Genomic DNA, 23,254 nt, shown 5'->3' on the forward strand with positions numbered 1-23,254 from the left:
ATGATTAAATTTATAGACAACATAGGCGATTTTTTTGCGACCAATTATTTCGACGAAGACTTCGTTAAAAAAGTACATGCCAAATCTGGGTACAGTGTAGAAGATCAAAGAGAACTTCAAAAAAGAATTAGCCCTTTAAAAGATAAGTATTTTAAATACAAACAATCGATTATAGAAGGGCGACTACGTACAAAAGATAAAATATACGAAACGCATCAATTTCACACACACGTTTTAAATGCATTAGGTTTTGATGGTGATCATCACCAATACAACGATCCATTCCATTTTAGTGAAACCGAAGTATTACCTGTACGTCACAAATTGTATCGTGGAGATAAGCTCCATATGATGATTATGGAAATGCAACCATTAATTAAAGAAGGTGATGAAGAACCTGATGGTTTGTTTGAGCAGCGTTACAATATCGAAGACGAAGAAATTCAATCGAAAGAACAAAAATACCACAGAGCACAATGGAGTAGAATTTTCAAGGTAAAAGACGAGTTTAAAATTTCACCTGTCATTATCAACAAGGCAATTTCCCAATTATGCTTATTAGACCAAAAAGAACGTCCGCAATACATTTTGTTGTTGGCGGGTAATGTGGTGTTTTTAATTGATGTAGAAAAATGGTTTAGAGGTTCGTATTTATATTTCGATTTAGAAGAGTTCTTTTCAGAAGCAACCATCACTCGTACGTATTATTCATTATTCTACTTATTACTATCCAAAGAAATGTTGTCTCCAGAGAGTGATATGGTTTTGATGGATCAACTAGAAGAAGACAGCCATAAAAGTGCTTACGAGGTTACCAAAGATTTAAAAGAAGGAATCATTCATGCAGTAGAAGCTTTGGCTAATGAAGCCATTTACTATAGAAAAAAAGTGCTTTCACAGGAGTTTGATGAAACCGATGATAATTTTGAAGCCCAAGTAAAAGACGATTGTTTAAGCATAGTTTATCGCTTGTTATTCGTGTTTTATGCTGAATCCAGAGCCGATTTAGACATTCTACCCATTTCGGATAGTGTCTATCAAAAAGGATATTCCTTAGAAATGTTACGCGATTTAGAACAAACGCCCTTACAAACAGATCATGCTGCTAATGGATATTTCTTTCACGAATCTTTACACCAACTTTTTCAATTGATGAGTGCTGGCTATCGCGAAAATGAAAACGGAAGTAACAAAAGTTTTAGAATCCGACATATAGATTCGCCATTGTTTGATGATGAAAAACTCAACCAATTACAAGGTGTAAAATTTAGAAACTATGTGTGGCAAGATGTTATTTGTCAATTATCGCTTTCACGAAAGCAAAAAGGTAAAGCACGTGGTCGTATTTCGTATGCCAATTTAGGCATCAACCAATTAGGTTCTGTATACGAAAGCTTACTAGCCTTTAGAGGGTTTTATGCGGAACAAGATTATATAGAAGTCCACCCAAAAAACAAACCCAAAGAAGGTACTTTATTAGTGCCTCGTAAACGACGTAACGATTTTGACGATGCTGAGGTTTTAAAAAATAAAGAAGGTAAAGAAGTCATCATACCAAAAGGGCAATTTGTATATCGTTTAAGTGGTCGTGATCGTCAAAAATCGGCTTCCTACTATACACCAGAGGTACTCACACAATGTACCGTAAAATACACCCTGAAATCTATTTTAGAAAAAGTAGAAAATGGCGAAATGAAAGCACTAGAGTTGTTAGAACTCAAATTGCTAGAACCTGCCATGGGTGCAGCTGCTTTTCATAACGAACTCATCAACCAATTGGCAGAAGCCTATTTAAGCTATCGCCAAAAAGAACTCAAACAAAAAATTTCGCCTGAAAAATTCCGTGAAGAACTGCAAAAAGTAAAAGCCTACATCGCAACTAACAATACCTATGGTGTCGATTTAAATCCAACAGCAATTGAGTTGGGGAAACTATCTTTATGGCTAAACGTAATCCATAAAGATATGAAAACCCCGTTTTTTGGGTATCGTTTAGGAGTGGGAAACGCAGTAGTCGGTGCTTGGTTAAAAGTGTATCATAAGAGAGCATTTAGTGTAGAGTTTTCTAAAGTAGGTACCAAAAAACAACGAGAAAAACCGATTAAAAAAGAATGGTGGGACAAAGCTCCAAAGCATCTACATTTTAAACACAATGAAGGCATACAACGTAGAAAAGATGAAATCTACCATTTTTTATTACCTGATAAAAACATGGTGCCGTCTGCAAAAATTAAACTCTTAAAAAATGAGTTTGAAGAAGAAGCGAAATATGTAAGTTCTTGGAAAAGCAGTTTTTGCGCACCTATTAATGGTGAGGAATACCAACGTTTACAAAAACTCTCTAAAGCTGTTGATTTATTATTAGAGGAACACTACAAGTTTCAAGCAAGTATCAATGCCCAAACCAAAACCAAAGGAGGTTTTTTTGGCGCTTATGAAGATGAGGAACAAGGCAAATTAGGTTTACGTTCTTATGATGAAAAAGAACAACTAGCAGCACAACGTAACAATACCAATGCACCCTATTACAAACTAAAACTCATTATGGACTATTGGTGTGCTTTATGGTTTTGGGACATGCGCGATGCCAAAGAACTACCAACACGTCAACAATGGTATGACGATATTGAAAAAATTATAAACATAGATTTAAGCTTATTAGAAGAGGTAGAAATAGAAATAGAAGAAGACCTCTTACCAAAACCAACCTTAAAACAAGCCAGCTTATTTGAAGAGCCCAATACCCAATACACACTTAAAAGTTATAGAAAAGATAAAGCTGCAGCGCTTAAAAAATTAGGTGAAGCCTTACAAAGCAACCCAGATTCTTTATTTAAAAATGAACGCAGCAAAATTGTAAACCAACTGGCAGACCAATACAAGTTTTTTCATAACCAATTAGAGTTTATTGAAGTGTTTAAAGAACGTGGTGGTTTTGATGTGGCGGTTGGTAACCCACCATGGTTAAAGGTGATTTTTGAGGAAAAAGGATTAATGAGTGAAGTGTTTCCTGAATTATCCATTCGTAATGTAGCTGCACCGGAAGTAAGAAGATTACAAAAAAACTTTTTGAAAACTGAAGTACAAAAACAAACATACTATTCAGAGTATATTGAAACAGAATCTGCTACTGAATTTATGAATTCAAAACAAAATTATCCGCTACTTGAAGGTCAGCAAACAAACCTTTATAAATGTATACTTGAAAATGGTTTCCAATTAATATCGAAAAATGGTTATTTAGGGTTGATTCATCCAGAAGGAATTTTTGATGACCCTAGAGGTGTTTTATTAAGAAGAATTGTGTATCAAAGATTAAAGTTTCACTTTCAATTTATTAATGAAATAAAATTATTTAGTGATGTTCATAATCAAACATTATTTAGTATAAACATATATGCTGGCAGTATTGAAGAGATAAATTTCTTTTCTATAAATAATTTATTTGATCCATCAACAATTACCGCATCATTCTTACATTCTGGCGTTGGAATTTCGGGAGGTTATAAAGTTAAGGATAGTAGTGGTTTTAAATGGAATACACGTGCACATAGAAAACGTGTTGTTGAATTTAAAGAAAAGGAACTAGAAATAATTAGAAAAACATTTGGAGGAGAAGAGCATTTCTTGGAAACGAGACTCGTCTCTATCCATGCAAGCCCTATCATAAATATTTTAGATAAAATGGGGTCGTTCAAAAGTCGTGTTAAAGATTATGAACAAGATATCAGCCAGTTTTGGGATGAAACTAATGATGTAAATAAAAACAATATTATCAAAGGGCATTTTCAAGCTAACGATGAAAATTTATCATTGATGTTATTTAATGGGCCTATGCTATTCGTATCACATCCATTGTATAAAAGACCAAGATCTACGCAGAAAAGTAATAAAGATTATGATATAATAAACCTATGTGAAGTCGAAGAAAATTTCATTCCAGACTTTTCTTTTCGATTAAATATATCTAATTATAAAAATAATAATCGCAACTTTTCGAATAGAGTTGCCTTTAGGAAAATGTTACCAATTACAGGAGAAAGAACTTTGACTGGATCAATTCTTCCCGAAAATAATATGCATACAAATGGGCTCATTTCAATTGGATTTAAGAATAGTTGTAATTTAATTGAGTTTACAGGTTTATGTAGTTCACTTATATTGGATTTTTTTATCAAATCTGTTGGGAAGTCAAATTTATATGACACGACACTAAAAACTTTACCACTAGGGATAGCTGAAATTTATTTAGAAACATTAAAATTAAGGACGCTACAACTAAATTGTTTAAATAAATATTATTCACCATTATGGGAATGTAATTTCCAAGAAGCCTTTAAACAAGATACTTGGAGCAAACCAGATGCCCGTTTAAAACCATTTAATACCTTAACCCAAGAATGGCAATGGGCAACACCTTTACGCAATTGGTTTGAGCGCAGGCAAGCGTTGGTAGAGATAGATGTGATTACTGCGATGGCTTTAGGGTTAACCCTAGAGGAGTTAATATTAATTTACAACGTACAGTTTCCTGTACTACAACAAAACGAAGATGATACTTGGTATGATACCACAGGTAATATTGTATTTACCTGCTCTAAAGGTTTAACGGGAGTAGGAGTAGATAGACCTGTTTGGAGAGACATTAAAGACCTAAAAGCAGGAGAAACCTACGAGCATACCATAGAAAAAAGTGAGTTATACAAAGGTAAAATTATAACCTACCACGCCCCTTTTGATAAATGTGATCGTGTAGAAGATTATAAGGTGGCTTGGGCGCATTTTGAGGAGGTTTTTAAAGAGGAGCAAATATGATGACAGCAGAAAACATTAAAAACATAGCTGCATCTGGAGAAGGTTACAATGCAGAGTTTAAAATTAGAGTGCCAGCTAATGTGAAAAAAATTACGGAAGAAATTTGTGCTTTCGCAAATGCTGCTGGAGGCACATTGTTAATTGGTGTAGATGATGATAACGTATTACAAGGTGCTACTATAGATAACGGTAAACGTTCTGCAATTCAAAATTCTATACGAGAAATAACACCAGCATTAAACTGCCCATTATATGCTGTACAAGTAAATGGATTAGAGATTTGGGTAGTAGAAGTGCCATCTGGGTTACAAAAACCTTATGTTTTAAGTGGTGCTATTTATGTACGTAATGGTCCCAATACACAAAAGCTAACTACTGTGGAAGAAATGAGGGATTTTTTCCAGCAGTCGGATAGAATTTATTTTGACGAAACACCTTGTCCAAACTTTGATGGTTCATCTCAAGTTGATTTAGTTAATTTTAATGAGTTTAGAGCTGAAGCTAGATTATCAAGTGGTGTATCTAATGACCAGGTATTTGCTAATTTAAAGTTACAAGACCAAAAAGGTGTGTTTAAGAACGGAGCCGTATTATTCTTTGGTCAGGCACCACAAGATTTAATTGAAACTGCTGTAATTCGCTGTGTGGCTTTTGAGGGTCTGGACAAAAGATATATAATAGATGATAAAACTTTTGGTGGTCCATTGTATGTCCAGTACAAAGAAGCTATCAATTGGTTAAAAACAAAATTAAATATAAGGTACCAGATTGAAGGGTCTACTGGTCCCAGAGAAGAGGTTTGGGAAATTCCTGAAATTGTTTTTAAAGAGACCATAATTAATGCTTTGGCTCACAGAGATTATTATGATAAAGGAGCTAGAATAACCATAGAGCTTTTTGAGAATCGTGTAGAAATTTCCAACCCTGGTGGCTTAGTAAGTGCAGTATCTCCAAAAGATTTTGGAAAAAGGAGCCATAGTAGGAATCCACTAATTTTTGGGCTTTTTGCTAAAATGAGAATGGTAGAACAAATTGGTTCGGGTATTGGGCGTATAAAAGAAGTAATGCAAGAGCATGGTCTTCCTATTCCTCAATTTTCATTCGATGGTATGTTTACAGTCACTTTAAATCGTTCTTTCGATTTTGATAAGTGGATAAATAAGTGGGTAGATAGTTTGACAGATAAGCGAATTGCTATTTTAAAAGCAATTCACAGTAATAATAAAATAACTAAAAAAGAACTGGAACGTATTATAGGTATTAGCGCTACGCCTATGGATAATAATTTAAAAGTTTTAAAAGAACTTGGGTTATTAGATAGGATTGGTACCAAAGGAGGTACTTGGGAAATACACTATATGGAACCTAAATAGGGTGAATAAAAGGGTAAATAAAATAAAATTGGGTCCAGTATTTATGGAGTTTTTAAGATTATTGGTACCTAAAGAGGGTGAATAAAGAGGGTAAATAATAAAAATAAATGCTAGAAAAAGAAATAACAAAATTTGCTACTGACATTAATGACTTAATTAATGCGAATTACAACACTTATAAAGATATAAGCAGAATAAAAGCAGATTTTAGAACTGAAAAAGGAACTACAAAATCGTACAATGGTAGACAGCTTCTGGAAATGCTACAAAATGCAGATGATGCACGAACAGATGTTGTAGACATAAATCTAGATAGACAAAATAATAGGTTGTCTATTTCTAATAATGGAACACCTTTTACAGTAGAGGAAGGGATTGCTTCTTTAATGGTTGCTAGTACCTCGAGTAAGAAAAAAGAATTTATCGGGAATAAAGGATTAGGGTTTCGCTCTATTTTAAATTGGGTGTCTGAAGTCAAGATTATAACCCAAAAAGAGGTAGTAGTTTTTTCAGAAAAAATAGCCAAAGAAGAATTTGAGAAATTAAGTAAAAGTTCCCAGGACAAGTTAATATTAGAAAATAAAGATCGTTTAAGTGAAAATGAAGTGCCATTCGCTATTCTTGCCATTCCAAGAGTATACATCAATGAAGAAACTTCCAATTTTGAAACTACCATAGAATTAAATTATAAAAAAGAGGAAGAGTTTAATATTATAGAACAACTAAATTTTTTAGCACCTGAAATTTTATTGTTTTTAAACCATACAAGTTCTATTAGTATTACAGATAGTGAAAATGAATTAACTAAAAATATTAGTAGAACTACCAATGAATCGAATACACGAATCACTATCAATAACATTACTTGGAATATTAAAAACTCAGGAGAAGTATTTTATAAAGAAGTAAAAGATGAGAAACAATACTTCAGTTATAAAATTGCTTGGCAAGACAATTTGGGAGACGTAGACTCAAAATTATTTACGCATTTTCCTACAAAAGAATACACATATTTACCTTTTTTAATTCACGCAACATTCGATTTAGATCCGTCTAGAAATTATTTAAATAGCTCAATAGAAAATGAAGATTTATTGGCCATAATAGCAGATGCACTTGGAGAAATTGCTGAAAATAAAATTAGAAAAGAAAAAAGTGATTGGGATGCTTACCAGTTTATGTTACCTGAAAGAATAAGTAATGATAAACAATTGGCGGAATTTCATAGTAGGATAGAAGAACTAAGAGATGAGTTAGAAATTTATCCTTGTGTAGATGGGACATATTGTAAACTAGAAGACGCTATATTTTATGGTAGTGCGTTTTCAGATTGGGTAATTAGAAATAATGTTCAAGAACAATTTTCTAATTTATTAATCCCAAACAAACTTGATTTTGAAATCTATGTAGGCAAAGAATATACTTTTGAAGGATGGTTAGAAATATTTAATAACGTAACCCATCAAATAACTAATTTACAAGAAAGAGCACTTTTAATAAAGCTGCTTATGGGTAATTCATTTAAAACTATTCATAATTCTAAAGTTAAACTACCCTTATTATTAGATACTAAAGATGGTGTTATTCCCGAAACTTCTCAGGCATTTATTTTGTCTAAAGCAGATATTGAACAGTATATTATACCAAGTTATGTTGATATTTCTTTTATGTCAGGTGAGTTGTATGAAGAATTACTGTCTGTATTAGAGGAAGAGGTTTCAAATAAATGGAATGGACAAGAACATAAATCAAGACCATTAAAAAGAGTAATTGCAGAGGTGGTAAATATTGGGTCTAATGATATAACAGATGTTATTAGAAATATTGTAACTACTTCAGATAAAGAAATAAAGTTAGCTGAAGATGAAAAAATAAATGATATAGCTATTGGCTTGGTAGAATCACTTTTTTCTATTTATCAAGTAAATCCTGAAAGAAGGAATAGTATAAATTTGAATATACCACTTTTAAATAAAAATTTAGATTTATGTATTGCTGGTGATTTGTATTTGGGTGAAGATTATGAATTAGGAAAAACTACATCAATAATATTCAAAGGTATTTTTGAAGACAAAGATTATGTAGCGGGTAATGAATTTTGGCAGTTAGAAGAAGGAGGTTATGAATACTTAGAAAATTTCTTTGGTTGGTTAGGGGTAAATCGTTTAACAAAAACTAATACGAAACCTAAATATTTGAATAGAGATCAGATAGACAATTATTCTAATTTTGTTTTTAGAAATACAAGTTGGCCAGATAGTAAAGTTCATAAAGAGTACAATGTCATCCAAATTTCCGATTTTGAAAGAATTAGCAATCATAAAAACTTTAGTTTAGAGATTTTAATTGCTTGGTTAATTTCCGATGTAAAATTATTCAATCAATTAAATTTTGATAATCAAGATACATTTAGTTATTCATATCACAATAAAGTAACTCCAGTTAATTTCAAGCCTTCATTCATTTATTATCAAATAAAGGAGCTTTACTTAAAAAATATAGACTCAAAGTTTATTAAAGAATTAGATTTTGCTAAAGATTTAGGGTATAACTCAATAGATTTTGACCACCCTGTATTTAAAGAATTGCAAGTTGATGAAGTAGATATTGATAAAGTTTTAAAAATACTTGATCTTAATTTGTCAATTTATGATATAGAACCAGAAGAAATTTATAATATTATTGAACAATTTCCTGAAAAGGATTTAGAGGGGAAATATGCTCGTAAGTTGTACAACTTAGTTTTTAGTTATTTTAAAACAAAAAAAGAAATTGATTTTTCAGAATACGAAAAGAACTATAAACTTTTTGCTAAACGGAAAAGTCAAAAAGAATATAAGCTTATTGATGAAGTGTACTACAGTGATAATTCTACGCTACCATCTAAAATAGCTGATGAATTCTGGATGATTGATTTACCAAAAAGATTAGGGGAAAGTCAAATTTCAAGATATTTTGGTGTTAAAACATTTAAAGATATTGAAATAAAAATAGACAAAGATTCCATCAAAGAAAGTGTCATTTCTCCAGATTTTCAATCTTGGTTTACAAAAATCAAACCCTATATATTGACGTATCGTTTAAGGTCTATAAATAATTCTATTCAAAAGGCGGAAGCTGAAGAGCTTAAAAAGGCAGAAATAAGTATTGTTTCCTCATTATCTTATAGCATTAAAGTGGGTGAAGAAAAACAATTATTACCTGGAGAGTTTTTACCAAAACCTAATGGAAGAGGGTATTATTTAGGTGTTAAAGAAAATGTACTACTTGAAGATTTAAAAGACAATCCAAAAGTTTGTGAAGCATTTGCAGAAATTTTATGTACGGTATTTAAGGTAAATGATCATAAAGATGATTATAGAGCTGTGTTTAAGGACAGGAATACATTAACAGATACAAAGTACTTGATAGATGTTAAGTCGTTAAATGAGTTGTATAAAACAGTTCTAGAACTCTTAGGGATATCTAATGAAGAAATTAATTTTTGGTCAAAAATTTATGATTATAATGGTCTAGTTTTAGCGAGTACTATTAAAGATTCTAAAGAATTATCACAAGTTGTTTTAGAAGATTTTGGTTTTGATATGGTAAAGCAGAATTTTGGTGTTGATTATCAAATTTTAGACACAGAAAAATCGGTGGCCTTTTTAAGAGAAATTAATAGTAAACTCGGAGTTCCAATAAGTCAACTATTTGATTCAGATTCCGATGGTTTAGTAAATTATCATCTACTTAATTTTGAAACAACAGTTTTAGATTATAAAAAGTATTTTAATTCCTGCCTATGGTCAGCATTAAATGAAGTTAGCAGTAAACATAAATTATTGATAAATTCTCAAGAAAAATATGAAAATTTCATAAAGTCTATAGAAGTAAGAGACATGTTATTTGAATATAGATTTGAACTAAATCTAAATTACATTCAAATTTTAAAAGAAGAGGTAGACAAAGTATTTGGATTTAAACTGATAGAAGAAGAAAAAAATAAGATTACTATCCAAACTGATTATCTAAAACTCCTCAAAGAAAATAACATATCTGATAATGAAATTGAGGATGATAAAATTAGAAGTTTATTATATTTTCCTGGTAATGTAGAAAAGATTAAAGCTTATATAGTATCCAATAAAGAGTCAGAGAATTCAGAATCAGAAAATGACAATTCAGAAAAAGTAATAGGAAAATTAATCTTTAGTAGTTCAAAAAAAGTGATTCACAAACAACCTAAAAACTCAGAAGGTAGAGGGGGAACTTGGAATCATACTGATAAAGATATAAAACGTAACAAAAGAGCAGGTAAAAAAGCAGAAGAACTTACTTATAATACCTTATTAGAAAGTGATGAGGTTGCTGAAGTGGAATGGGTCTCTAGTTTTTCGAATACTTCAGATAAATCTGATAACAAACACTATGATATAAGGTATAAACCTATGGATAGTAATAGTTGGAAATATTTAGAAGTAAAGTCTTTTAATGGTTCTTATTTTCATTTAAGTAGATCAGAAAAACAAGAGGCTTTAAAGAGAGGAAAAGATTTTGAAATAGCATTAGTAATTGGCGAAGAAGTTCATATTCAAAGAGGGTTATTTACAAGTGATGTTGATTTTGAAAATAATGATATGTTTTATGCAATGCCTTCTGATTATATAATTACGTTAAAAATAGATTAACAAATTATGCTACCACTACAACAAGCTTACGAAGTAAAGCAATCCATATTAGAGTATCTAAAAGCGACATTTAGCTTTAAAGAGAAAGCAGTATCTGAAGCTTTTTATAATTTTATTCAACATCCAAAAGACGGAATTTTTAAAGGGCCTTATGTGTCCTTAAAATTACCTTTTGTAACTTATACAGATGATGAAGAGCTACCAATAGAAATTAAACCAAGTTTCCCACCATATAAACATCAGTTTGAGGCTTTTAAACGCTTGCATACAAAAAATGGTCATAAACCAAAACCAACCTTATTAACTACAGGTACAGGTTCGGGTAAGACAGAATCGTTCTTGTTTCCGATTTTAGATTATTGCTATAAACATAGACAGGAAAGAGGAATAAAAGTCATCATTTTATATCCAATGAATGCCTTAGCTACAGATCAAGCAAAACGTCTGGCAGAAGCCATTTTTGAGGATGACAAACTAAAAGGGAAAGTTACAGCGGGTTTGTTTATTGGGGAAGGAAAAAATAAAAATAAGTTTCCAACCAAAATGGGTGAAACCCATGTGATTGAAAATAGAGAGGAAATTATTAGCAATCCTCCAGACATACTGCTAACCAATTTCAAGATGTTAGATTATGGGTTAATGCGTCATAATTATAACAAACTATGGTCTCATAATTTTGAAAATCCTGAATTGTTACGTTTTTTAGTGTTGGATGAATTACATACCTATGATGGTGCACAAGGTACGGATGTTGCAAATCTAATTCGCAGATTAAAATTAAAATTAGCAATTCCAGAAAACTATTTATGTCCTGTAGGTACATCAGCAACAATTGGTAAGGGAGAAGATTCTGTAAAGCTATTAACCAAATATGCTTCAGATGTTTTTGGTGAAAACTTTCCACCAGAATCTGTTATTGTAGAGCATCGTTTATCTTCCGAAGAATTTTATTCCATTCCAGATGGTAAATTGGATACTTTTTTACCAAGAGTATTGGGTATACAACAAAGCAGATTAAAATTAGATGAAGAGTATCATGATTATATTAATAGACAGAAAAAATTATGGCAAATTCCAGAATCTATTTCTGCATACAAATTAGCGAGTGAATTAAAGAAGTTAAAAATCGTAAAGGATATCAGTACCCTTTGTGGTGAGGGAATTGTATCTGTAAATCAGTTAATTCAAAGATTAAATAAACTAAACGCAAATTTTAATTCGATTCTAGATTATGATGACGAGTATGGATATAATCCAAAAGAAGAAGTCATTACATCTATTTTAGCATTAATAGCAGAGGCAAAAGCGGATGAAAAAGAACGTTTCCCTTTTTTATTCTTGCAAATTCAAATATGGATTCGTGAGTTAAGTGGTGTATTACGAGTTTTCTCTGAAGAACCAAAATTTACTTGGCGAGATAAAATTGGGGGAAAAGGAGAGGCTGCAGCATTACCACCCTATTTTTGTAGAGAATGTGGTGCAAGTGGTTGGTTAGCCAATAAGCAAGACAACAGAAATCAGTTTGAATTAGACCCTTTAGAAGTATACGAACAATATTTTAGCAATCATAAAAACATCTATTTTGTAAATTATAACACAGCAGCACATTACAAAATAGAAGAATATGAACCTACAGCAGCACTAACAACCTTTGCACATCAGGTAGATTTAAAATTTGGCAATGATCCAGGAGAGCGCAGTATTAATCTATTAGCATATCGTAAAGTAAAAGAAAATAAAGCGATACATACTTGTCCAGAATGTAATGCGAATAACGATATGAGTATTATTGGTACACGTATCGCAACTTTAAATTCGATTACAACAAGTCAAATTCTAGCGTCTAATTTAGATGAGCGTGAAGAGAGATATCGAAAAGTTTTGGCATTCACAAATGGGGTACAAGATGCAGCACATCAGGCAGGTTTTATTGAGTCTAGAAATTACAGATTTACCTTTAGAGCTTCTTTACAAAAGGTAATTAATGAAATTAATGAGCCTGTAGATTTAATCTCAGTAAAGAATGCCTTTATAAAGTATTGGAAAACGCACGCAGATCCAACAGAAAAAAAACATTTAGAAGCGTATTTCTATAGATTTTTTCCAGCAGATAGAATTGGTGAGGCAAGAGTGGAAGATTTTAGAAATTTATCTACCAATTCATTTTCTAAAACCTTTGAAAAGGAATTTGATACTCGGGTATTTTGGGAAATTATTTCAGAATTTGGTTATAATGCAAGTATTGGTAGAACTCTTGAAAAAACAAATTCCTCAGCACCTAGTTTTAATCATGAAAAATTTGAGACCATATTTTCTGAAATGAAATCTTGGTTAAATGAAAATATGTTAGAGCACATAGAACAAGGAGATTTTGTGAAATTTATAAATGGTTGTTTACACCGCATACGAATTCGCGGTGCTGTAGATCACGATTATTTATTGAATTTTAGACAGAAGAACCTGAAAATACCAGAGTTAAATTGGACATATAATAAAAAGCATTATTTAAACAAGAGATTTCATCACAGAGCAAGATTCCCTAAGTTAATTGTTAATTATGCAGATAATAGAGGGGTTATTGATAGCACCTTTGCAAAAACAACAAATTGGTTCCATGCGTATTTTAAAAAATCGTTTCAATTTGCACCAGATAATAATGCCATTATTAATGAGTTTTATAAAGAATTATTTTTAGTATTAGAACAAGTAGAAATTCTAAATAGTGAAACAGCTAGAGATGGAGAGAACTTTGCAATTGATCCCAAAGAAATTATAATAAGTAATAAGGTTGCCAGCTATAGTTGTAATCAGTGTACCTCTACTTTAAACGTTGCTAAAAATGATACCCTAACAGAAGGTACAGCATGTATAAATTATAGGTGCCCTGGTAAATATATAAAAGCAGAAAAAATAGAATTCAACTATTATAACCTCATTTACAATAGAGAAAATTCTCCAAGAATATACGCTTCAGAGCATACGGGTGTTTTAGATAGAAAAGTTAGAGAGCAAACAGAATATGATTTTAAAGAAAGGCCTCAATACAATTCATTAAATACCCTAGTTGCTACGTCTACTTTAGAAATGGGTATTGATGTAGGTTCACTAAATGCAGCAACTAATACTAGTATTCCACCATTACCATCTAATTTTCTACAAAGAATAGGACGTGCAGGACGTTCATCAGGAACAGCATTAATAACAAATTTTGCTCAAAACAAAGCACATGATTTGTTTTACTATGAAGAGCCTAAAGAAATGATGGAAGGGGATATCAATACACCAGGTTGTTTCTTAAATGCCAAAGATATTTTGTTTAGACATTTTACAGCCTATTGTTTTGATAGCTGGACAAAAGAAGATCCTGAAAGACATCAAATACCGGGTTTAATTAAACAATTAGGTTTATTAGAATCGGGTAAGATAAGTAGCAACGGATTCTTTATAAATCAGCTATTAGCTTTCGTGTTAGACAATCAAAAAGAACTAATAGAAGCCTTTAGAATAATGTATGAAGGTCAAATTGATATGTCTATTATTGATGATATCAAAATAGCATTGCAACAAGGTGTTTTTCGACAAAAATTATTAAGGGTTTTCGAAAGTTTAAAAAACGAATTCTTTTTTATCATTCAAAAAGTAAATGATATTGATAAATATATCAAAGAAAAAGAATTGGGTGCAAATGATGAAGAACATAAAGAATTAACAAGAGAGAAAAAAGCACTTTGGCAATTAAAAAAGTCTGTAGAATTAAGGCAAGTCATAGAGCATCTTACAAATGTAGGGGTGTTACCCAATTATGCTTTTCCAGAAACTGGGGTTACTTTAAATGCACACGTCTATGGTTTTAAACCTGAAGGTGCAGAGCAAGAACCTGAAAATAAATCATTTGAAATTGTACGTTCTTCTGCTTCAGCTTTAAAAGAATTTGCTCCAGATAATTTTTTCTATAGTCAGGGGAATAGATTAGAAATTTCAGGTTTAAATACCTATGACTGGAGTGGGGAAAAATCGAGTTTAGTAACGATGAGGTTTTGTGGAAACTGTGATCACATAGAGGATGCCTTAAAAGCAGAAAAAGGAATGTGTCCTAAGTGTGGCCATGAATCTTGGAACTCTGCTTCAAATACACACAAATTTGCAAAATTACAAACTGTAAAATCAGTAAATTCAAGAACAAAATCTACCCTTAAAGATGCAAAAGATGAAAGAGAACAAACACATTACACAGTTTCAACACATTTTAAATTTAATCCAAATACAATAGCAGGTACTTGGGGTATGGTTAAAATACCATTTGGAATTGAATATGTAAAAGAAGTTGAATTAACAAAAATAAATTTAGGATCAGGTACTTTAAATGCAAGTCATTTAACGATAAATCAGAATGAAAATATTGCAAGACATGGTTTTGTAACCTGTAAGCATTGTGGTAAATCAACTTCTAAACCGAATTTAGTTTTAAACAGTCAAGATAAAAAATTTCATTACGGATTTTGTAAACATAGAGAAGAAGAGTATAACAATGTTCCAAATGACATCTTTGAAGAAGTTTTTTTATTTAGAAGTATCAACACAGAAGCCATTAAAATTTTATTGCCTGTTCAAGAGTTTTTAAATGAGGCTACGCAACAAATGTTTAAAGCAGGTTTACAGTTAGGGTTAAAGAAATACTATAAAGGAAACCCTGATCATGTGGCATTTGATTTTTATTCAGAGTTTAACGAGGCCACACAAAGATTTGATAGATACTTAATACTATACGACACCATCCCAGGGGGTACAGGATATTTGCAGAAATTATTTGATCCAAATGAATTTACAATTTTATTGAATGAAGCCTACAAAGCCATAAAAGAATGTAGTTGTAAAGACCATGGTAAAGATGGCTGTTATAGATGTATTTTAACATACTCTAACCAATACAATAGAGCAGATTTAAGTAGAGAAAATGCTGAAGATATCTTTCGAAGAATTGTAGAGCAATCCAAAGATTGGGAGCCTATCAATCAAGGTATTTCTTCTTTAACAAAAACTGGAATGATTGAGGAAAGTGAGTTGGAATTAAAATTTATCCATGCCTTAAGAAAGTATACAGAAAAGCATAGTGATAAAAACCTAGTTTTTGAAGAGGTAAAAGAAAATGGTATTCAAACCTATCGTTTATCCTTGCCCATTTTAAACGGTAGTATAACGTATGCAATTAGACCACAAATAAATTTAGGGGGAAAAGATGGTGTGTCAGTAAATACAAGAACGGATTTTTTAATAAAGTGTATTCAAATAATTAAAAACGAAGAGGTTATAACAGATGTAGACACCTTGTTAGCTTTTAAAGAAGTTGCAATTTATTTAGATGGCTATACATATCATGCTTCAGAAAAGCACATGCGTTTTTATGAAGATATTACAATTAGAAATGCTATTTCAGAAACACCAAATATAGTTCCATGGTCACTTAGTTGGTCAGATGTTATTTTGTTTGAAACAGAGGATGATAAAATAAATACAGATAATTTATATGTTGATCCTTTACGCTATAGAAAAGCAATTCAATCCTTAAATAGTTTTCCAATGTCACAAAAACTAAACAAAGGTTTAATTGTCGCTAAAAATTCAATTGAACGATTATTATGGTTTTTAGCAAATAGCAGTAGCTTAGAATTAAATTCAGAAATAGGATTCTTCTTTGCTGCACATCAAGAAAATTTTAATAAATATATTTTTAATGAAAGTACTGTATTAAAGTTATTGGATGTGGATGAGACGATTGATCAAAGTATGATAACGAATCCTGGTCCAAACGCATATATGCAATCAGATAGAACTGAAGCTAATGAATTGTTTAAATCAAGAGTATTTGTAAGGTTTAAAGATTTTGAAATAAAATCAAACCTTGTCGCTTCAGAACTAAAGGAAATAGATAAGGCAAAATGGGAGGATTATCTAAGATTGTTTACTATTTTAAAATTATGAGACATACTAGTTAAAAAGAAAAAAGTAGAATTAAATATTACTAAAAGAAATTGTAAATATTAATTTTTGCATTTCTAAAATAGTTATTTAGAAATGTTAAATTGCAAAAGAAAAAGTTATTTAAACGAAAAAGAAAATGATAGGAAATAGTTATAAAGTATCTAGAGATAACACAATTGATATTGCTAACAATTATATAGAACAAAAAGGAAATGTTAATGATGGAGTTGATTTAAATTTTCTAAAACAGAGAGTGAAAGCTTTAGAAACAGGTAAGTTTTTACTGTCTGTGGCGGGTGAAGTTAAAGCAGGTAAATCGACATTTATCAATGCTTTACTCGGAAAAGAAATTCTACCTTCAGATGTTTTACAAGCCACTAGTGCAATCGTTGAAATATTTAAATCAGAAACTTCTTATTTAAAAGTAGTGTATGCAGATGGAAGTACTGAAGAAGTATCTGACGATTTATCTACTATTGAAATTGATAAAGCAAAAGAACGTTTAGGAGCAATATGTAGCATAGAAAATCAGTATAGAAATATTCCTCACACAGCTTTAAATGAATACATTATAAAAGATGATTACGTAAAGGTAACTGAAGAGTTTATTAATAATCTTGAGGCAATTTCTGGAATGGAATTACAAGATGAAAAAGATCTTATTGAAAGTTATATTTTAAATACTCCAAAAAGTAAAATACCTATAGAGATAAATTTTGGTTATCCTTTAAATTGGAGTTTCGAAGAATTAAGAATTGTTGATAGTCCTGGAGTGAACGCAACAGGTGGTGTACAAGATATTTCGTTAAAATTTTTAGAAAAAGCAAATGCTATTTTATTTGTGCATCCTATAAAACCAATTGAATCAGAGTCGTTCAAGGATTTTGTAAACAAAACAATTTCTAACAAAAGTAAAGAAAATTTGTTCTTAATTTTAACGCATAAAGGTCTGTATGAAGAAGACGAAGTAGAAAAGTTGTTAAATGAGGCAAAACGTTTGTATGGTAAGATTATATCTGAAGAGAGAATTATAGTGGTAGATAGTGTTTTAGAACTAATAAACAATGAACTAAAAGCAGGAGTTTCATTAAAAAAGATTAGAGAAAATAAAAGCAAAAAGAAATTACTATCGTCATATAGAGAGCAAGCCGAAGACGAAGAAAGAGAGCTTAAGGATGTAATTAATGAAGCTTCAAACTTTGAACAAATCTATACAACTATTGATGAGTATTCAATGCAAGCTCCTCAATTACAACTAAAGGAAGTTTTAGAAACAATAAAGCGTGGTTATGATGAGCAAGATAAATTAATTGTAGATAAAATAAACAGGTTAAACCAAAAAAAACAGAGTCCACAAAGTTTTGCTAGAGAAATAGAAAAGATTTCAGGAGAACTGGATGCTTATAAATTAAAAGTTAATGAAATAAATTTAGAAGCTAAAGTAAAGTTTGGAGGTAATATAAACTCAGAAGTAGTAAGAAACATTAACCAGGTTTTTAATGAAAATATAGAAAAAATCAACACAAAAAAAGACCTTCAAAGTATTAAAAAACAAGCGCTTGATTTTCAAAATGAAATGGCTGATGCTGTTACTCTTTTTTCTAATTCATTAACGGATTTTTTTGCAAGGCACTTAGATCAAATAGCACTAAAATTTAAAGAAACCTATAATGTAAATGTACCCAAAATTGATTTAAAAGCAATTGAAAATTCTGCAAAGAATCAATCATATGAAATTCAAGATGTTTATCAAAAAAGAAAGGTTGATGCTTGGGATATTTTGACTATTGGAATAGCAAGAGTCTTTAGAGAGAATCAAATTAAAGTAGGCTCAGAGAAAGTTTTTAACGAGGGGAAATATAATTCAAGCATAATAACTGAAGTTAGATCATATATCCAAAAAACAAAAACTGACACTTTAACTCAAATTAAAAATATTATAAAAAATTATTTAGAAGATGTCTCGAATAAAGTAAATCAAACAATCAATGAGAGACAGGCGGATTTAAAATATGAAAAAGAAAAAAGCCAAAAGAATGAGGAAATAATAGTAGAAATAGATGGTTTAAAAAAAAAACGAAGCAAGATCCCTAATGATGTAAAACGTATTGACGAAATTTTAGAAGAAGTAAGCTATGAATAATATTAAACAAGATGTAAAAGAACAGTTTGATAATATCAGATTAGATATTACAAATCAATTACATAATGATTTTGAAATCGAAATGACAGTAAAACACTTGTCTGATTACATACCCAAAGAGATAATTTATAATTCTGAAATGTTGCTAGAAACATTATTGACTTATTTAATGAGTGATGCACAAAAAGCCATTGAAAAATTGGATATAAAAACAAAGAACAGGTTTTATGATGCAAAACTAAACGAAAAAATTATTGAGTTTGCTAATAATTTAAAAGAAGACAAAAACTTAATAAATAACGCTATAGAATTCCAAAAAGACAACAGAAAACGAAATGCTTTTATTGCAGGTAGTGTAACTTTTGTTGCAGGTGCTTCAGGTACTATTACTTTAACACCAGTATGTATAATAGGTGCTGTTATTTCTGGTTTTGTAACACTAATAATTTCTGCATTAATGTTTAAATTAACATATGACAAATCAACTATTAAAACTAGAGAGAATATAAGAATGGATGTAAAAAACTACCTTAAAAACACAGAAAAAGAAGTACATCTTTGGCTAAATGAGGTAGCTATTGCTTATAACAATGAACTTGAAAAGTTTGTTGATGAAAATTCTAATTTAAATTAAAAATCTAAATGGAAGAGAAAAGAGATAAAGCACAAAACCCTCCTATTGAATTGAAAAATATTTCTAAAGAATTATTTTTAGGCATTCAAAAATTAATGCCTTGGTTAGATATAGCTGCAAATGAGAAACCTATTTCATATGGTACAAAGGAGGCTCCTAATAATTGGCTAGATACATTTTACTTATTCCCTTTAACAGAAATTTCAGTTAACAATAAAGAAGAAGATATTCCTTCTTTCATTAAGGAAAGGTACAATACAATTTTGTCTGCTGCAAGCAAATCAGGTATTACGGTTGCTACTATTATTTCTGGTAAAAATGGCGGAAATACAATTTATTTGGGGTTAAAAAGAGAAAATACTACAAATCAAGATGTTGAATTATTCAGTTCATTGATAAAGGGTATTCTTCCAGGAAAAAAAATTGAATATAGCGAAAGCACAAAGTTTTCATCACTCTCTAATGGTTATACAAAAGGAGGTATAATAACTGGGATACCAGCACTTAAAGTTGATGATGAAAAGGTTAAATTTAATATAGCATCTGTAATAAGAAGCTTGTACAGTAAAGAATATACTTTAGCTATAATTTCTACGCCACTACATTCACAAGACCAACAATATACATACAGTGAACTTTTAAGCTTACGAGATAAATTTCATTCCTTAGCAAAACAAACTAAAGGGAATGATGAAGGTATAACAAATACAACAGGTACTACTGATCAAAATACAACTGGAGAGTCTAAAACTCGTGGTCATAATTTTAATTTAAGTATAATTGTAGCAGGATACTCGTACAACAGGTCTAAAACAACCACAAATAGTAAATCATATGGTACTAACAAATCAAAAACCATTAATATATCGGAATCCCTTTCATATGAGCAGCAAAATGGAATTGCATTAGAGCTCGAAAAATTAACAGAACATTTATTAGAGCGTACTGTTAAAGGTTTTAACACGGGTATGTGGGAAACATTTATTGCTTTTTCAGCAAAAGATGAAATTACTTGTGAAATTTTAGGAGGTAGCTTTTTGGGAGAATTATCAAAACCAAGTGATAAGTTACTACCTCCTTCACAAATGTTTATAGGTGATTTAAAGGAAAATCAAAGTTTATTTTTACCAGTCAATAATAATGAAAATTCAATCTTTCCTAAAAGTTTATCATCTTATATAACAAGTGAAGAATTGGCCTTTATATCATCTCCTCCATTTGAGTCTTTACCTGGTTTTGAAATAAAAAAAATGCCAGCGCTTGCATTGAATGATATCAATGATAATAATGGATTAAAAATTGGTAATATTGCTGATTATGGTAATCCTATACCAAACTCATTTATTAATATCACTACAAAAGATTTAAACAAACATTTGTTTGTTTGCGGATTAACAGGTAGTGGTAAAACAACAACAGTAAAAACTATATTGAAAGATTTAACCTTAAAAGAAAACATTCCTTTTCTGGTGATAGAATCTGCTAAAAGAGATTATAGGCAATTGCTTGCAGATGATGTTTTTAAAAATAATTTAAACATTTATACTGTTGGAGATGCTTCAGTTAGCCCGATAAGATTTAATCCTTTTTATGTCCAAAAAGGAATACATTTATCTGAGCATATTGATTATTTGAAAGCAATTTTTAATGCTAGTTTTTCTTTGTATGGTCCAATGCCAGCCATTGTAGAAAAGTGCATTCATAATATTTACGCTAAGAAAGGCTGGAATATTACTAAAGGATTTCATCCATATTTTACATATTCCGTCGGTAATTATAATGAAAGCGGGTATGATACCAAAGAGCATCTTTATTTTTTTCCAACTCTAAGTGATTTAAAAAGTGAAGTTGAAAATTATGTAAAGAATGAATTAGCATATAAAGGAGAGTTACAGGATAATATAAGAACTGCTATTGTTGTACGTATCGAAAGCCTTTCTGTTGGAGCTAAAGGAATGATGTTTGATACGCACGATTTTCATCCAATGGAAGATTTGTTGAAAAAGAATACAATTCTTGAAATGGAAAGTTTAGCGGACGATGATGATAAAGCATTTTTCGTAGGCTTAATGTTGGTAATGATTAGTCAATATCGTCAGAAAGATAATCCTGCTGTTAACCCTGGAATGGGGGCAAAAGGATTACAGCATTTTATGGTAATAGAAGAAGCGCATCGTTTATTAAAAAATGTATCTACAGAAAAAACTTCAGAATCAATTGGTAATCCTAAAGGAAAAGCAGTAGAATTGTTTACAAATGTTATAGCAGAAATGCGTTCTCTTGGTCAGGGAGTAGCGGTAGTAGAACAAATTCCTTCAAAGATTTCTCCAGATGTTATAAAAAATACGAATACAAAAATTGTACACCGTCTTGTTTCAAAAGACGATCAGTCATTATTGGCAGGTTCGCTGAGTATTTCTGATGATGATGCACTGTATATGAGTAGATTAGTTACAGGACTTGCACTTGTTCATAAAGAAGGGATGGAGCGGCCTGTGGAATGTGCAATGATTAATAATATAAATTCTGCAGCTGCAAGTGATAATAAAGTTTATAAGTTAATGCAGAAAAACAAAATAGAAACACTGCATCCTTTTGAGGTTTATGAATTATCTACTGTTTTAGGGCAAAAAGGAAAAGTAGTCGTTCAAAGGTTATTAAATTCTCTTTGTACAATTGAGTATTCAAAATTGAAAAGTAAAATAGAACTTTTTAATAAAGCATTAGAACAAGAAATAATACTTTCGGGTAGTCAGTTTGATAAAGTTGTGTATTCTCAATATGCGATAAAGCAGATATTTAGTTTTCTAACACAAGGCTTCTATAGAGCTAATAATAGAATTCCTGAAGGGGTAAAAAAAGTGCTTCATAATTTATTTACTCATAATAAGGAAGAAGATTTTTTGGCTTTAAAAAGTTATTTGTCCCTTTATTGGGGGATGAAAGATGAAGATTTTGTAAATAGAATAGTGTCTACTTTGGCTAAGAATATGATGTTAAAAGCGAATGTTCATAACATTGATGAAGTGAAGGATAGTTATTTTTTAAATAAAAAAGCAGTATGATTGAAGCTATATTAGGGGAGGCAGCCAAAGAAACAGTAATTAAAACCTTAAAAGAGGTTTCTGAATTAGCAGTAAAAGATATTCCCTTAGAAACGATGGATATTGTTGAAAATGGTTCGTTGGAAGCTTTAGAGGTAGAGAATCAACTTTTGGAAGCAAGCTTCAAAAGTATACAAGATATGAGTATTGATGTTCTGGAACAAAAAATTTATGATAACGCGGGACTAGAAAAACAAATAGTAAATGGCAGAGAGGTGCTAATTCAAACTAATATAGACTACAATACTCCATTAGGTATACCGGGAAATGAATCTGAAACAAATTTAGAGAGGATGAAAGCTGGTTATGCTCCAATTGACGAAAATGGAAATCCATATCAATTACACCACATCGGTCAACAAAATGACAGTCCTTTAGCTGAGCTTACAAATGAACAACATCAATACAATGGTAATTATAATATATTACATACTAAAGTAGGGCCTTCCGAAATTGATAGAAAGGAATTCAATGAGCAAAGAGCTAAACATTGGAAAGAACGTGCAGCACAAATAGAGAATTCAAATAACTAATTA

At 30.9% G+C, this 23,254-nt stretch carries 8 protein-coding genes; all 8 read left to right on the forward strand.

What is annotated here, in order from left to right; genetic code table 11:
• The 8 genes from ACW9UN_RS13390 to ACW9UN_RS13425 all read left to right on the forward strand — a co-directional run bounded on the left by ACW9UN_RS13390 (position 1) and on the right by ACW9UN_RS13425 (position 23,251).
• Positions 1 to 4,815, forward strand: coding sequence for an Eco57I restriction-modification methylase domain-containing protein (locus tag ACW9UN_RS13390; protein WP_459486805.1), 4,815 nt, complete (start codon positions 1 to 3; stop codon positions 4,813 to 4,815).
• A complete protein-coding gene (locus ACW9UN_RS13395) occupies positions 4,812 to 6,188 on the forward strand; it encodes an ATP-binding protein (protein ID WP_459486806.1) in 1,377 nt (458 codons plus the stop codon). The genes ACW9UN_RS13390 and ACW9UN_RS13395 overlap by 4 nt, the downstream gene beginning before the upstream one ends.
• A 107-nt stretch (positions 6,189 to 6,295) precedes the next feature.
• Positions 6,296 to 10,858 carry a sacsin N-terminal ATP-binding-like domain-containing protein gene (locus ACW9UN_RS13400; RefSeq protein WP_459486807.1) on the forward strand — a complete coding sequence of 1,521 codons (4,563 nt, stop codon included), beginning with the start codon at positions 6,296 to 6,298 and terminating at the stop codon, positions 10,856 to 10,858.
• Positions 10,859 to 10,864: 6 nt separating this feature from the next.
• Positions 10,865 to 16,837 (forward strand): DEAD/DEAH box helicase family protein, encoded by a 5,973-nt coding sequence (locus tag ACW9UN_RS13405; protein WP_459486808.1) that lies wholly within the window; start codon positions 10,865 to 10,867, stop codon positions 16,835 to 16,837.
• A gap of 136 nt (positions 16,838 to 16,973) precedes the next feature.
• Positions 16,974 to 18,980, forward strand: coding sequence for a dynamin family protein (locus tag ACW9UN_RS13410; protein WP_459486809.1), 2,007 nt, complete (start codon positions 16,974 to 16,976; stop codon positions 18,978 to 18,980).
• Positions 18,973 to 19,614 (forward strand): hypothetical protein, encoded by a 642-nt coding sequence (locus ACW9UN_RS13415; RefSeq protein WP_459486810.1) that lies wholly within the window; start codon positions 18,973 to 18,975, stop codon positions 19,612 to 19,614. Before ACW9UN_RS13410 ends, ACW9UN_RS13415 begins: the two co-directional genes overlap by 8 nt.
• An 8-nt stretch (positions 19,615 to 19,622) precedes the next feature.
• Positions 19,623 to 22,679 (forward strand): ATP-binding protein, encoded by a 3,057-nt coding sequence (locus tag ACW9UN_RS13420; RefSeq protein WP_459486811.1) that lies wholly within the window; start codon positions 19,623 to 19,625, stop codon positions 22,677 to 22,679.
• Positions 22,676 to 23,251 (forward strand): HNH/ENDO VII family nuclease, encoded by a 576-nt coding sequence (locus ACW9UN_RS13425; protein ID WP_459486812.1) that lies wholly within the window; start codon positions 22,676 to 22,678, stop codon positions 23,249 to 23,251. Before ACW9UN_RS13420 ends, ACW9UN_RS13425 begins: the two co-directional genes overlap by 4 nt.
• Positions 23,252 to 23,254 lie beyond the last annotated feature (3 nt).

It is taken from the genome of Polaribacter litoreus, from assembly GCF_054584775.1.